Source organism: Verrucomicrobiia bacterium (assembly GCA_035765895.1).
Taxonomy (GTDB): domain Bacteria; phylum Verrucomicrobiota; class Verrucomicrobiia; order Limisphaerales; family DSYF01; genus DSYF01.
Map to the genome: position 1 here is coordinate 98,736 of DASTWL010000023.1, position 14,000 is coordinate 112,735.

Genomic DNA, 14,000 nt, shown 5'->3' on the forward strand with positions numbered 1-14,000 from the left:
GGCACGCAAACCTGTTTACAAAAATGACTAATAACCTGTCCACTGTCCTCCTCCGTCCCGGTGAAGCTGACCGCATCGTTGCGGGTCATCCGTGGATTTACCAGGGCTCCATCCTCCGCCTCACCGCACCCGCCACCGACGGCGAACTCGTGCAGGTGAAGGATCACCGCCAGCGCCTGCTCGGCGTGGGCTTTTACAATTCCAAGTCCAAGATCAACGTCCGCCTCATCGCCGCCGACCGCGTGGAGTTGAACGCCGCGTTCTTTGAGGAGCGCATCCGCGCCGCGCTCGCCGTGCGCCAGCGGCATCTGCCCGGCGCCACGTCCTTCCGCGTCGTCAACGCCGAGAGCGACGAACTCTCCGGCCTCATTGTGGACAAATACGAGGACGTGCTGGTGCTCCAGACTTCCGCGCTCGGCATGGACCTGCACAAGAACACCCTCGTCAAGGTGCTGCAAAAGATTTTCTCGCCCCGCGCCATCCTCGAACGAAATGAACTCGCGTCGCGCAAGTTTGAAGGCTTGCCGGATGCGAACGGCATTCTCGCCGGCCAGCATGACGGCCCCATCACGATCAACCTGAACGGGCTGTCCTTCGAGGTGGACGTGCGCGAGGGGCACAAGACGGGGATGTATCTCGATCAGCAGGCGAATTATCAGGCCGTGGCGCAGTTCGCGAAGGGCGCGAACGTGCTGGATTGTTTCAGCTTCCTCGGCGGGTTCGGCCTGCATGCGGCCAAGGCCGGCGCGGCGCAGGTGTTGATGCTGGATCAGAGCGAAGACGCGATCGCCGCCGCGAAGCGCAATGCCGCCGCGAACGGCGTGGCGGGCGTGTGCCAGTTCGAGACGACGAATGTGTTCGACTGGTTCAAGGCGAACACAAAAGTGGCGCCGCATGAACGAGTCATCCCGCGTTACGATGTCATCATTCTCGATCCGCCGTCGTTCACGCGGAATCGCGCGTCGGTGCCGGATGCGTTGCGCGGCTACAAGGAACTACACTTGCGCGCGCTGAAGCTGCTGAAGCCCGGCGGCGTGATGGCGACGTTCTGCTGCTCGCATCACGTGGACGCGGGCCTCTTTCAGGACACGGTGTTGTCGGCGGCTTACGACCAGCGGCGGGTCCTGCGGCGTGTGGCGACTTACGCGCAATCGCCGGATCATCCGATCATCCCGAGCATCCCGGAGACGGAGTATCTGAAGGGGTTTGCGTTCGAGTTGGTGCGCTGAAGCCCTTTTACCGACAATCACGCTTCAACCGGCGGCCATGGCTGTGCCGGCCAGCCAGCCCGTCGTCCATGCCGCCTGAAAGTTGAAGCCGCCGGTGATGCCGTCAATGTCCAACAGCTCGCCGGCAAAATGCAGGCCCGGACAGATGCGGCTCTCCATGGTTTTGAAATTCACCTCGTTCAGCCGGACGCCGCCGCAGGTGACAAATTCGTCCTTGTTCAGACTTTTGCCGGTGACGGAGAACGCCGTGCTCGTGAGCTGTCGGACAAGTTGCTGATGCTGGGTGCGTGTCAGGGAAGCCCAGCGGGCCGTCGGTCCGAGTCCCGCCTGTTCCACCAACGCGCCCCAGAGCCGCGCCGTCAACGGGGCCAGCGGCGCGTTCGTCACCAGCCGGGCACCCTGCTCCGCGCGGCGGGATTGCAGTTCGCGGACGAGATCCGGCTCGCGCAACTGCGGCAGCCAGTTGACGCGCAGGGTGAAGTGATAATTCACGGCGCACATCTGCCGCGCGCCCCACGCCGACAAGCGCAACACCACCGGCCCGCTCAGTCCCCAATGCGTCACCAGCAGGGGGCCGCGTTCGCACAGGCCCAGATCGGGCGCGGCCACTTCGGCTTCGGCCACGCTCACGCCCGCCAACGCGCGCAGCCACGGTGCTTCAATTTGAAACGTGAACAACGAGGGCACCGGCGGAACGAGCGTGTGTCCGAGGGAAACGGCCAGCTGGCCAAGCGCCGCAGAACGGCAACCACCGATGGCCAGCAACACGCGCTCGCAGCTAAGGATTTCGCCGCTGCCGAGAACAACACTGAACCCGCCCGCCGGCTCGCGCCGCACCTGGTCCACACCCGAGTTCAACCGCAGCTTCACACCGGCCGTCTGCGCGGCGTGCATCAGGCAATCGATGATGGTCTGCGAAGAATCCGTGGTGGGAAACATCCGTCCATCCGGCTCCGCTTTGAGCGGAACACCGCGCGCCTCGAACCATGCGACCGTGTCGCGGGCCTGGAAGCGATGGAAGGGCCCGATCAATTCCCGGTCGCCACGGGGATAACGCCGGGTGAATTCGCGCGGCTCGAAGCAGGCGTGCGTCACGTTGCAACGGCCGCCGCCGGAAATACGCACCTTGCTGAGAAACTGCGGCCCGCGCTCCAGCAACGTCACACGCGCCCCGGCTTCCGCGGCGGTGATGGCCGCAAAAAAGCCGGCCGCACCGCCGCCGACGACAACAACGTTTGGCATCTGGAAAAATTCAAGGCCGGCGGACCGGGTTTCCGCCGGACGAGCCTCAATCGACCTGAATTTGCCGCCGTCGTCAACCGGCCGGTGACGCCGCTGCGGGCAAGGCAAAAGGAAAGACCGTCAGCGCAGCCGCCAGGTGATGCGGCCCTTGCTCAAATCGTAGGGCGACATTTCCATTCTCACGCGGTCCCCCACGGTCAGGCGGACGAAGCGTTTGCGCATTTTGCCGCAGATGGTGGCCAGCACGAGGTGTTTGTTGTCGAGCTCCACCCGGAACATGGTGCCGGGCAGGACGGTGTGAACTTTGCCTTCGACTTCGATATGATCTTCTTTCATGAATGCGAGCGCCGGAACCAGCACGGATTGCGAGCCCGCCCCACCTCCGGCGGGCCGGGCGGCGGAAAAGCAAAAGCGAAGTCCGGCCATCCGGACTTCGCCCCGAAACAAACCCGATCAGTAGCGGCCACGGCCGCCAGATTCACGACGGCCACCCGCGGGGCGTTCCTCGCGCGGACGGGCGACGTTGACGGTCAAGGCGCGTCCATCGAGATCCTGACCATGCAGCGCTTCGATGGCCTTTTGGGCCTCTTCGGGCGTGCTCATGGTCACAAAACCAAAGCCCCGCGAACGGCCGCTCATGCGGTCCATCATCAGGTTGGCTTCGAGCACGGTGCCATGCGCGGCGAACGCGTCCTGCAAGTCGTTTTCGGTCGTGTTGAAGGAAAGGTTGCCGACGAATAGTTTGTTGTTCATGTGATTTACTGTCCGAGACTGTCTTTGCTTGATCCAGACTGTTCCCGTCCTTCGGATTTCAAATCATCACTGAACCGCGTTCACTTGAAGATTCACCACGCCATGGAAGCATGAAGCTAGCTAACGGACGCTTCGAAATTGGCGCAATTCCCCTCGTTGGCAAGCCTCATCTTCAGTTTTCGCCAGAATTCTCGCCGGTCCAAATCCGGGGTCAACAGACCCGCCACCAAGCCGGCCCGCGCTTTTGTGGCACCGCTCCATCTGGACGGATTCCCGATATACCCATCGTCCTGCCGTTCATCGCGGTCCGCCCGCCCCCGCAACAGCAGCGTCAGTGGCCGGATTTCTGCGCCACCAGCGTGAGCATGGGCCACCACCAAATGGTCCGGCCCTCCTCCTCGCCCAAGGCGAACAACTTGCGCACTGCCGCCGGCGCGTGAGCCACGAGTTCAACCACCCGCTGGCGATTCTCCACCGGCGTGGCTGCCGTCTCAAAATACCAGTTCAGATCCGGCTGCTTTTTCAGGTGCAGCTCGCTGACGGTCACGGTCAACCCCACCGCGCGGCAAAGCTCGCCCCATTGGCGGGGCGTCAAAAACCGGTGATGGCTGGGATCGCGGAGTTTCTCGACTTGATGCAACCACGCCTCCGCCTCGGGCTCGTCGTCCTGCACCGTGCCGTCAATAAGCAGGAAAAATCCGCGCGGCTTGAGCACCCGCGCCACCTCGGCGACAAATCCCGCCACGGAACTGAAGTGGTGCGGCGCCACGCGGCAGGTGACGAGGTCGAAGCTCGCGTCGGGGTAAGGCATCGCTTCCGCCGGATGACAGCGCAATGCAACATTGAGCCCGCGCGCCGTCGCCGCTTCACCAGCCCGCTGAAGCATGGCCTCGGTCAAGTCGGAGAGCGTGACCCGGTATCCTAGGCTCGCGAGGTGCAAACCGGTATGGCCGCCGCCCGTCGCAGCGTCGAGCACGGCCGCGCCGGCGGGCAGGGAAATTTTTTCGAGCGCCGCCTGCACGTCGGCAATGTTTTCCAGGATGTGGCCTTTGCCGTAGCGGTGGCTTTGCCTTGTGAACTGTTCGCTGGCCGCGCGTTGAATTGGGTTGAGTTCACTGCTCATCGTGCGCAGACAGTAGCACAAGACGCCATCATGGCGCGAAAGATTCCGGGTGTCGGTGACACCGCCTTGCGCAAACTGGCTGCCGTCGGAACGGTTGCCCGATTGCCTCACAAAACCTGGCCGGCATCCTGCAAGCGCGATTGCAATCGCGGCAAATTGACGCGCTGAACGCTGGTGCCCTGCCGCAGGGCGAGATCGGCAGCATGCGCGGCCGATTCGCTCAGGATCATGGACGGCGGTTCCATGCGCACGGAGGCGAACGCAACGTGCGTGCTCGACACACAAAATGTCACCAGCAGATTTTCGCATTCCTCCTCGCGCGGCACGATGGCGGGATACGGAATCGGATAGGAATCGGCGAGCCGATGATAAAAGCCGCCTTCATGAATGACCGCACCGTCCTGCACCAGCCGGCCGCACACGTGTGAATCAAGCGAGTAGCTGCCGCGGCCCACGGAATCCTCCCGTTGGCCGGGCGTCTCGCAATGTTGCTGAGTGATGACGTAGTTGCTCACCATCCGCCGGGCCTGACGCACGTAAAGCTGCGTGGGCCAGCCGCCGGTGTCGCGAAACTCATCCTTCGGCAATCCCCAAGGGGCCATCTCCTGCCGCAGCCAGTCGGGCAGGCGTTCATCCGTGCGCAGAAAATACAAATACCCGCGCTGATAATCTTCGTGCGCGTGCCAGAGGCGGGCACGCTCCGCCCAGGTTCCGTTCGCGTAGCGTTCGGCCCCGCCGTTCACAAAATCCATCGAAATCCCGCAGGAACCGCTGTTCACGTCCGTTTTGCCCCGCAGCAGGCGGGTGATCTTGAGCAGGCGCGGATGGTTCCGCGGCGACCGCTGGCCGAAGTTGAAATAAAGGTCGATCGGAACCAACGGATCATCGATGGCTTCCAGCGCGGCGAGATAACGGCGCACCAATTCGTAGTGGGCGGGATCGTAATTGGCCGGCGGCGCAATTGGAATCGGATCCTCCCGAGTCAGGCACAGCCGGAAATTGTAAGCCTGCACGCTGTTGTCCTGCGCGCCCACGGGACGCAGCGCGGCGGCCGACACCAACGGCAGCAATCCGCTCGCGGAATCCCCCGGTCGCACGTAAGGATCAAGGCGCAGCCGCGTCTGCTTCGCTTCGTGTTTGGGCCCGTTGTTGCGCTCACTGACCAGCCGTGCGTAACAAACCCCGGCCAGGTTCTCGCCATGTTCGGCGCGTCCTTCGCGATCCGAACGCCAACTGACGCCCGCGCGGGCCAGCAAATCTCCCTCATAGGAACAATCGATGAACATGGCCGCCTCAACGATCAGAGATGCGCGTTCCTGCGGCTCCGGCGCGGGGGCGCCGCGCGCATCGACCGGCGCCCGATCCAGCGTCAGCGAGTGCAGGCGGCGACCGTCCTTGTCCACGGCGGCGAGCCGTGTCTCACGAAGCACCTCGACATGACTTTCCGCAATCAGCTGCTCGAAGCATTGCTCGGCAACGTGCGGTTCAACGCTCCAGCCATTCGTGGTGATCCCAGCCTGACTGTAGCAGGCGCGAATGCGTTGAAAATAATCCCGGGTCAATCCGCCGATGGTCGCCGCGCGCCCGTAATCCACCCAGCCCAAGCCGCCCGAGGTCATGCCGCCCAGATGCCGGGTCGGCTCGATGAGCAATACGGAACGCCCAAGACGGGCGAGCGTCACCGCCGCGATAACCCCGCCCGACGTGCCGCCGTAAACGCAAACATCCACCCGACGTCGCTCCGCCGTGCCCGCGGCAAAGCCTCGCCCCGCGAGGACGGCCGTGACGGCCAGCGAAGTGGCGCCCAGAAAGGCGCGACGGGAAAGTCCCGGTTGGGCCGATCCCACCATTCGCTGGTTCACGCCGACTGACCCGGAGGACGTCGCGGCATTTGCCCGGCTTTTTGACTTTATTGACTGGTGCGCCATGGACAGAGGTTGCCAGGTTCCGGAAGCCTTACAAAGTCTGTCCCACAGCGCGTGCGGTGAACTTGTAGTGTCCTGCCTCCACCGCAAAGACCGCGCAACCGTCCGCCATGCGCAAGAATCGGACGCCATGGGCCTGGTCCGCCGGCCGGCCGCTTTCAGTGACGGCCGTCGCGTCGGCCGCCGGCACGTAAACGGTCGCCGTGCAATTGCCGGGAATGCTCACAGCCAGATGAAACTGACGGCCCGCGCGCCGCCAACGGCTGGTGATCGGACCACGAATCGAGTCATAGGTCGCGTTGACCCAGTGGAAGCCTTGCCCGGGCGGCACGACTTGCGGGTGAATGACGATGTGCTGGAAACCGGGTCCGTCAGTGTCGATGCCGGCGGCCTGGGTGAAGAGCCATTCACTGACGCAGCCCAGCCAGTAGTGGTTGAAGGAGTTCATGCCGGGATCCTGGAATCCCTTGTCGGGGCGCCAGCCATCCCAGCGTTCCCACATGGTGGTCGAACCCCAGAGCACCTGTTGCAGCCAGGACGGATAGGTCTTGTTCAACACCAGGTGATAGGACAGTTCCGGATGCCCCGCCTGCTCGAGCGCAAACAAGATGAACGGCGTGCCCAGGAATCCCGTGGCGATGTGGTCCTGCTGATCGTGCAGGCTCTCCACAAATTGCGCGGCGACCTTGGTCTTCAGTTCCGCCGGCACCAGGTCCAGTCCGAACGCCAGCGCATAGAACGTCTGTCCCGTTTCATTCTTTGCATCCACAATTCGCCCGTCCGGCTTGATGAAGTGGCGCGCGAACGCCGCCCGGATGTGGTCCGCCAGCGCATGAAACCGTTGTGCATCGCCGGTCTCACCCAATGCCGTGGCGATGCGTTCCATGAGCGACGCCGTGTAAAAATAATACGCCGTGCCGATCGCATCGGAATGTTGCGGGCCCGCAAGCCGCAGCCAGTCGCCATAGGCGCCGGTGCCACGCACGTAGTCCTGGCTGCTCTGCGCGAGGTAATCCATGTAATGCAGCAGTTCGGGATAATGTTCCCGCAGCACACGCGTGTCGCCATACAGCTCATACATCCGCCAGTTGCAGACGGGACCGGCGTCGGACCACCCGGTGTTGCCGTAGCCCACCACCGCCAGGTGCGGGGCCACATCGTCAAACGCACCATCGTCGCGCTGCGAATCGGTGCACAAATCGCGCAGCCATTTGGTGTAAAACGCCGGGGCGTCCATGTTCAGGCAGGCGGTCTTCATGAACACCTGTGCGTCGCCCGTCCAGCCGGCGCGTTCGTCGCGTTGCGGACAGTCAGTGGGCACGTCGAGAAAATTCCCCTTCTGCCCCCACAGTGAATTCAGGACCAGCTTGTTCACCAGCGGCTCCGAACATTCAAACCAGCCGGCGCGCGGCAGGTCCGAATGCACCACAATGCCCGTCACATCGCCCAGACGCGGTCGGTAATTCAGCCCGGTCACCTCGACGTAGCGAAAACCGTGGAAGGTGAAGCTTGGCTCATAGGCGCGTTTGCCGTGACCGGCCAGATAATACGTGTCGGTGGCGCGGGCCGCGCGCAGGTTGGTGGTGTAGAGGGTGCCGTCGGGGTTCAACATTTCCGCATGCCGCACCACGACCTGCTGGCCGGGACGGCCCTTGGCGAGCAGCCGCACCCAGCCCACCATGTTCTGTCCGAGATCGAAGACATAAACGCCAGGCTTCGGCTCGGTGATCGCCTGCGCGGCCAGTTCGTCCGTGCGGCGGATGGGTTCGCCCGGGTGCGCATACCGTTTCACCGTGACCGACGGATCCACCTGCGCGGCCTGCCACTGCGACGCGTCAAACCCGGGCCGGTCCCAGCCGGGGAATTCCAGGCGCGCATCGTAAACACAACCCATCAGCAAGTCCGCCTGCCGGATCGGACCCAGCGCGGCCCGCCAGCTCGCATCGGTGCCGATGAGTTCGCGCGTGCCATCGCGATACTCGATCTGCAATTGCACGAGCAGACGCGGGTCGCCGCCGTAGTAATGCCGTTTGCCGGTGAACGCCAGGAAGCTCGCATACCAGCCGTCGCCCAGGATCGCGCCCAGCGCGTTTTCGCCGCGCCGCAGTTGCGCGGTCACATCGTAGCCGCGGTAGTTCACGCGCTTGCTGAAATCCGTCCACCCCGGCGACAGCGCATCGGTGTCCACCGGCTGACCGTTCAAGTGCAGTTCATAAACGCCCAGCGCCGTCGCAAAAATCGTCGCGCGCTTGACCGGCTTGGTCACGGCAAAGTCCTTTCGGAAGAAGGGCGCCGGGCTCATCACCTCGCGCGCCGGCCGCCCCCAATGCTTGTCGCCAAACGCGACGATCTCGGCCGCCGGCTGCCAGTCCTTCGCGTCGAAGCCGGCCGCGTTCCAGTCCGGGGTTTCGCCGGCGCTGGACAGCCACGAACCATCGACTGGCACCGTGAGCGTTCCGCCGTCGGCGAACACGATGCCGAGCCGCCCGAGCAGCCCCGCCGGTCCTTGGGACGAATTGCGCGCGAGGATGGCCAGCACGTTGGCGCCGGCGTGCAACGCGGGCTTCAGGTCGCGCACCGCCAGTTGCTTCCAATTGTGATGCTCCAGCCCGACCGCCGCGCCGTTCACATACAGTTGCAGCGTGTCATCGGCGGTCAGCACGAATTCGGCGGCACGAATCGCGCGGCCGGCAGGAATCTGGATTTCTTTGCGGAAATAAACCGCGCCCGCGGACTGGTCGCCGCTCACGGCTCCGGCCAGCCAGACCCAGTGGTTTTCGTCGAGGCGGGTCAACGGCTTCAAGGTTTCCGCCAGGGCGTCGGCCGCATCGTGCCCGGGCTTGAACCCAATCCATTGCGCGTGCCAGTCGGACGGCTGCAACAAACCCATCGTCCAGCGCGCCGGGTGGCTCCACGGCGAAGCGGCGCCAGTCTGATCCCAAACGCGCACCTTCCAATAACAGGTCTGCCCCGCGGCCAGCGTCCGCCCGGCGTAGGGCAGTTGAATGCTCTGGTCTGAATTCACCTTGCCCGTGTCCCACAAATCGCCCTGACCGCGATTCAACGCATCCGCATCGCCGGCCACGAGCACCTGGTAAGCCGTTTGCCGCGCGCCGCGTTCGGCCGCCGGAAGCACCCAGCTCAGACGCGGGCTGGGCGCGTCCACACCGACGGGGTTCTCCCGATATTCGGAACGCAATTGGACCGGCTGGGTGGCCGCCGTGACGACGCAGGCGGCCGCCAGGCAGAAGCCTAAGGCAAGAATGTTTCGCATGATGTGGTTAAAAGTTGCGGGAATTGACGCGGCAAAACTCGCCGGTCTTCAAGCAGAATTCCCGTTCCGCAACGCGGGCGGATGTGAATCCCTTCCGGTCCGTCATTTCGCGGCGCTCTGCGGCACCAGCCAGGCGACGTAGCCGCCATCCTTGCGCAACGGCAGCACGAGGGTATCGCGACGCGTCACGCTGCGTTCGGTGCGAATAAAGTTGTCGTTGCGCTCCGGATCATCGGCTAGTTCAACCAGCCGGAATTTTCCCTTGCCGAGAAAATCGAGCGCGACCGTTTGCCGCCGCGGCGTCAGGTCATTGATGACGCCAATGAACCATTGATCCCCCTTGCGCCGGGCGAACGCGGCCAGCTCGCCAATCTCGCTGCCGGGCAGCACGCGGGTCTCGTCCCACACCGAAGGCAGCGCCCGCAACACGTCGGCCGCCGCGCTGTTCAGGTAGTTGGTCGGATTGTCGCCCATGCACAGGAAGGGCGACGTGAAAACAATGGGCATCGCCAGTTCATGCGCGAACGAGGAACCGTTCAGCCGTTTCGGAATGAGCAGCGTGGGCGTGAAATCCGCCGGCCCCTGCACGTAACGCAGGAACGGCAGCGTGATGTCGTGCAGCGCCGGGCTCTTCCCCTGCTCGCGGCCGGCCACGGCTTCGCGGGTCATTTCATTCGGCCAGGTCCGCTCGCGGCCGGTGGGCTTCACCGCGCCATGAAAATCCACCATCAAATGCTCCCGGGCGGCATCGCGCAACGTGTCGTCATACCACTGCACCCATTCGGCATTCGCCGGATGCGGGAAATCGATTTTCAAGCCGACGACGCCGAGTTGCCGGGCGCGCTGAAAATACGCCGCGCGATCCGCCGGCTGGAACACATACTTCGAATCCACCCAGGCCCAGATGCCCACGCCCTGCTGGCGGGCGTATTGCACCAGGTCGCCCAACGCCTGCCACGCCGCGTCCCCGCCACCGTTCCAATTGCGCCAGCCGTCGTCCACCAGATAATACTCGTAGCCCATTCGCTTCGTCCCCTCGACCCAGCTTCGTTGTTCGTCCAGCTTCGGCGCGCCGCCCGTGAGCCAGTGCCAGATGGAACGGCCCGGCTTGATCCAGTCCGCCTGCGCCAGTTCGGCCGGCGGCGGCGGGCAAAGATTTTTGATGAGGTCGCTGTTCACCAGCGTGTTCAGGTCGGCGGCGAGCAAGGTGACGCGCCAGGGCGAAACGATTTCGCCTTCGTTGTCCCACCCTTCGGGATCATCATGAAACACGGCGTGAAAGCCGTGCGTGCCGCTCGAATACAGCGCCATGTCGCTGTAACGAATCAAATTGGCCTCAGTCATCAACCCGTAACCCGCCCGGCCGGGAAACTTCAACGCCGCGGGCGCCATCAGCCGATGGCTAATCCCCATCTGGCCGACGATGTCGCGCTCATAACGGGCCTCGTAGGAGCGGTTGTCGGCGCTCTGATGCCAGAGCGTCGTGCCCACGGGCAATTGCCACTCGCTGCTTTCCCCGTTGATGTGCCGGCGTCCCGCGCCGGGCACGACATAGCGATACGCCAGGCCGTCGTTGTAGGCGCGCACTTCCAGCCGCCACGCGCCTTCACTCGCGCTGCTTGTCACCGGCAACACCATCGCCCGGTAATGATTCACCGCCACCGGATGCACGCCCCGGGTCGGATACGCTTCGTTCACTTCACTGAAGGCCGGCTTGCCGGTGAACCGGACATTTTGCCCGAGATCATGGCCGTCAACCGTCACGCCCAGCGCGGAAGGCTCGACCACTTCAACGCCACGAAACGTCACCGTGTAACGCAACCGTCCGCCCGGCTCGATGCGCACCCGCACCTTGCCATCGGGGCTCTTGAGCGTGACGGCATCCGCCGCGCTCGCCGCCATCGCGCCGCCAAGCAGCAGCGCCGAAATCGTCGTCAGGAGTTTTGTCGTCATTCGTTTCGTCGGAATCATGATTTGAGCTTACCGCCTTTGCCGCTCGAAAGGCCATCCTTTGCTGACCTGGAACGCGGCATCGGTTGCGTGGCCGCACTAACGGGTCTCCCGCCGCGGTTCCTTCATCCAAACGGATGATTTCCGCCGTCGCAATGAGTCCAGCACGCGTCCGCTGAAACCCGGCTCCACCATTAACTCCAACACAACCACCAGCATCGCCCCCGGAGCGCCGGTCTCCAGACCGGCTTTGGAGGTTCAAACTCCAGGGTAAATCCGGCGGGCGTTTTCATCTGACGACACGGCCGTTCGCTCCGTTTAAGCCGACGAGGACGTCGGCGCTCCGCCTGGCTCCTCAAGACACGGCTTGTCACCACCCACCGGCGAGTGTAGAAAAACACCATCAGCAAAAACCTTTGGTATTGCCATTGACCCACAATTTTCAGCCAATGGTTTTACTGGTCGGTGAGGCATGGGCATGAAAAACGTCGCGTTTGTCTCAGCATTCGTTCACGTCACATGAGCTTTTGGACACGCAACCCTTACGACACGGATGCGGAGCTGGCTGACAGCCTGGCGAACGCGCCATCGGGCGGACGCGTGAAGATGTGGCTGTTGGGATTTGGCCTGGCCCTGATTCCCATCGGCTACGGGATTCATTGTTTGCGGACCGGTCATACCAAGTTTTTTGGCGACAACGGTTCGGACCTTGATTTGACGGGGCCGGCGGCACACGCGATGGCCATCGCCTACCTCGCCGTTGGCGTTTTTATCCACGCGCATTGGTTCTGGGGGTTGCACCCCCGGCTTGAACCGTTCAGTCCAATTCTCAAGGTGCTGGCCGCGCTGGTGTTTCTCGGCGGTCTCGGCTACACGGCTTACCGGATTCTGGTGGCGTAATCCTGCTCACGCCAAGGCCGCGAAGGCCGCAATGCCTGGAATACCACCGGAGTGCCGGTCTCCAGACCGGCTTTGGAGGTTCAAACTCCAAGGCGAATCCGGCGGGCGTTTTCATCTGCCGACACGGCCGTTCGCTCCGTTTAAGCCGACGAGGACGTCGGCGCTCCTGGACCGAGGCCACCGTTTCCGAGTCGGATGGAGAGATTCCACGATCTGGCCTTCGCAATTGGCGCCGTTGAACTGTGGAGCGCGGCTGTCCTCAGCCGCAGCGGGGGGCAGGCGCAAAGACGATCCAAATTATTCACGACGTGCGCTGGCAATCGGGCTTGCTGCGGCTGGGAACAGCCGCGCTCCGATTCATGGGAATGGGCTAAGGTCAAACTCCGTCACCTCGACCGCCTCTTCTTGGCAATGGAGTATCGGACCCGCAACACCCATTCGCTTCGCGTCCGTTGCGCCCTTGGCGTGCGGCAAAACCAACTCAACCGCATCACCCCGATTGGATCGCACCGCGCCGCGACTTGCAGACTGCATGTCACTGATAATCAGCGAACAAATCGGTTTACCCGCCCACGACTCAAGTTAGAATCCCATTCTCGGAGCGACGTAACTCATCACGGGACCACGCGCGACGACGTTGCCGTTGCCGATCCCGTTCACCACCGGGCAGACCGGACCAAGCAAAGGCGCACCGTTGGCCTTGAGCCGAGGGGAAACACGGGAATGCCATTACACGAGACAACCTGGGACCACGACCTTCTTCGCTTCACCGTCGGCAGCGTGCTGTGCGAGTTCGACGGCGTGAAATGGGCCACACCGAATGCCTCATTGACCGTGCTGCTGAACGAGACGACGGCTCATTTGTCCCGGGCCTGTCTCACGGTCCAGTCCCTGGCGGAAGACACATTGCGAACCGCCGGGCTCGAAAAAATTTCCCACGCCGTGCGACCGCACCGGCCAGGCGCCAATGAATGATTCCAACCAGCTCAACGTCGCCCATCTTGCCTTCGTGATGCATTGAAGCCCAACCCGCCATGCCAACCTGCCAGTATTGCCAAACCGAATTGAACGCCAAAGTCAGGACCTGTCCGCACTGCGACAACGCCTATCCGACCGGCCGGCCGATTTACGCCTGCCCGTCCATCATCGTTTCCTGTTTGGTGAGCAGCGTCATCTGCTGGGTCTATTTGAAAACGTTGGGCGGATTTGTCTGGTGGCAGGCGGCCATCATCACCGTGCCCGCCGTGCTGCTGCTGTTCACGGTCACCATCCAGCTCGCCTCATCGTGGGACCACCAGGCCCCACGGCGTTGACGTGCTTCTATCGTTTTGACTTCTCCCCCCGGAGAGGCGGCTTAGAATTTCACAAAGATTTACCCTCTCAGTTACTCTGTTTTGACTTCTCCCCCCGGAGAGGCGGCTTAGAATGGGCAAGATTGGCGTCGCTGTCAATCACGAGTTTTGACTTCTCCCCCCGGAGAGGCGGCTTAGAATTCTGCAGCGCTGGATGATCAAGGAACCCGGGTTTTGACTTCTCCCCCCGGAGAGGCGGCTTAGAATGACGACTGCACCCGCGACATTTTGGACAGTGTTTTGACTTCTCCC

11 protein-coding genes are annotated in these 14,000 nt (G+C 63.1%); 4 read left to right on the top strand and 7 right to left on the bottom strand.

Annotated elements, in window-relative coordinates; all coding sequences use genetic code 11:
• The first annotated feature begins 23 nt into the window (after positions 1-23).
• Positions 24-1,229: a class I SAM-dependent rRNA methyltransferase gene (locus VFV96_05295; GenBank protein ID HEU5069816.1), complete on the top strand. Its 1,206-nt coding sequence runs from the start codon at positions 24-26 to the stop codon at positions 1,227-1,229.
• A 24-nt stretch (positions 1,230-1,253) separates the two neighbouring features.
• Here VFV96_05295 and VFV96_05300 read toward each other — a convergent pair whose 3' ends face one another.
• The 7 genes from VFV96_05300 to VFV96_05330 form a co-directional block, all read right to left on the bottom strand.
• A complete protein-coding gene (locus VFV96_05300) occupies positions 1,254-2,471 on the bottom strand; it encodes an NAD(P)/FAD-dependent oxidoreductase (GenBank protein HEU5069817.1) in 1,218 nt (405 codons plus the stop codon).
• A gap of 120 nt (positions 2,472-2,591) precedes the next feature.
• Positions 2,592-2,807 carry a translation initiation factor IF-1 gene (gene infA, locus VFV96_05305; protein ID HEU5069818.1) on the bottom strand — a complete coding sequence of 72 codons (216 nt, stop codon included), beginning with the start codon at positions 2,805-2,807 and terminating at the stop codon, positions 2,592-2,594.
• 117 nt (positions 2,808-2,924) lie between these two features.
• Positions 2,925-3,224: an RNA-binding protein gene (locus VFV96_05310; GenBank protein HEU5069819.1), complete on the bottom strand. Its 300-nt coding sequence runs from the start codon at positions 3,222-3,224 to the stop codon at positions 2,925-2,927.
• Between the two features lie 331 nt (positions 3,225-3,555).
• Entirely contained in the window at positions 3,556-4,458 is a 903-nt protein-coding gene (locus tag VFV96_05315) for a class I SAM-dependent methyltransferase (protein HEU5069820.1), read from the bottom strand.
• The gene (locus VFV96_05320) at positions 4,455-6,209 is read right to left on the bottom strand and encodes an FAD-dependent oxidoreductase (protein ID HEU5069821.1); all 1,755 of its coding nucleotides are present in this window, start codon (positions 6,207-6,209) and stop codon (positions 4,455-4,457) included. Before VFV96_05320 ends, VFV96_05315 begins: the two co-directional genes overlap by 4 nt.
• Before the next feature lie 94 nt (positions 6,210-6,303).
• Positions 6,304-9,546 carry a family 78 glycoside hydrolase catalytic domain gene (locus VFV96_05325; GenBank protein ID HEU5069822.1) on the bottom strand — a complete coding sequence of 1,081 codons (3,243 nt, stop codon included), beginning with the start codon at positions 9,544-9,546 and terminating at the stop codon, positions 6,304-6,306.
• A gap of 102 nt (positions 9,547-9,648) precedes the next feature.
• Positions 9,649-11,499 (bottom strand): glycoside hydrolase family 97 catalytic domain-containing protein, encoded by a 1,851-nt coding sequence (locus VFV96_05330; protein HEU5069823.1) that lies wholly within the window; start codon positions 11,497-11,499, stop codon positions 9,649-9,651.
• 516 nt (positions 11,500-12,015) lie between these two features.
• Here VFV96_05330 and VFV96_05335 point away from each other — a divergent pair.
• The 3 genes from VFV96_05335 (at position 12,016) to VFV96_05345 (ending at position 13,709) form a co-directional block, all read left to right on the top strand.
• Positions 12,016-12,396 (top strand): hypothetical protein, encoded by a 381-nt coding sequence (locus VFV96_05335; GenBank protein HEU5069824.1) that lies wholly within the window; start codon positions 12,016-12,018, stop codon positions 12,394-12,396.
• Between the two features lie 723 nt (positions 12,397-13,119).
• Positions 13,120-13,371 (top strand): hypothetical protein, encoded by a 252-nt coding sequence (locus VFV96_05340; GenBank protein ID HEU5069825.1) that lies wholly within the window; start codon positions 13,120-13,122, stop codon positions 13,369-13,371.
• A gap of 89 nt (positions 13,372-13,460) precedes the next feature.
• On the top strand, positions 13,461-13,709 hold the full coding sequence (locus VFV96_05345; GenBank protein HEU5069826.1) for a hypothetical protein: 249 nt from the start codon (positions 13,461-13,463) through the stop codon (positions 13,707-13,709).
• Positions 13,710-14,000: the final 291 nt, after the last annotated feature.

Bases quoted from the DNA above. Each gene is read 5' to 3' on its own strand.
- VFV96_05295 (HEU5069816.1), top strand. From the start codon at position 24: ATGACTAATAACCTGTCCACTGTCCTCCTCCGTCCCGGTGAAGCTGAC.
- VFV96_05300 (HEU5069817.1), bottom strand. From the start codon at position 2,471: ATGCCAAACGTTGTTGTCGTCGGCGGCGGTGCGGCCGGCTTTTTTGCG.
- infA (HEU5069818.1), bottom strand. From the start codon at position 2,807: ATGAAAGAAGATCATATCGAAGTCGAAGGCAAAGTTCACACCGTCCTG.
- VFV96_05310 (HEU5069819.1), bottom strand. From the start codon at position 3,224: ATGAACAACAAACTATTCGTCGGCAACCTTTCCTTCAACACGACCGAA.
- VFV96_05325 (HEU5069822.1), bottom strand. From the start codon at position 9,546: ATGCGAAACATTCTTGCCTTAGGCTTCTGCCTGGCGGCCGCCTGCGTC.
- VFV96_05330 (HEU5069823.1), bottom strand. From the start codon at position 11,499: ATGACGACAAAACTCCTGACGACGATTTCGGCGCTGCTGCTTGGCGGC.
- VFV96_05335 (HEU5069824.1), top strand. From the start codon at position 12,016: ATGAGCTTTTGGACACGCAACCCTTACGACACGGATGCGGAGCTGGCT.
- VFV96_05340 (HEU5069825.1), top strand. From the start codon at position 13,120: ATGCCATTACACGAGACAACCTGGGACCACGACCTTCTTCGCTTCACC.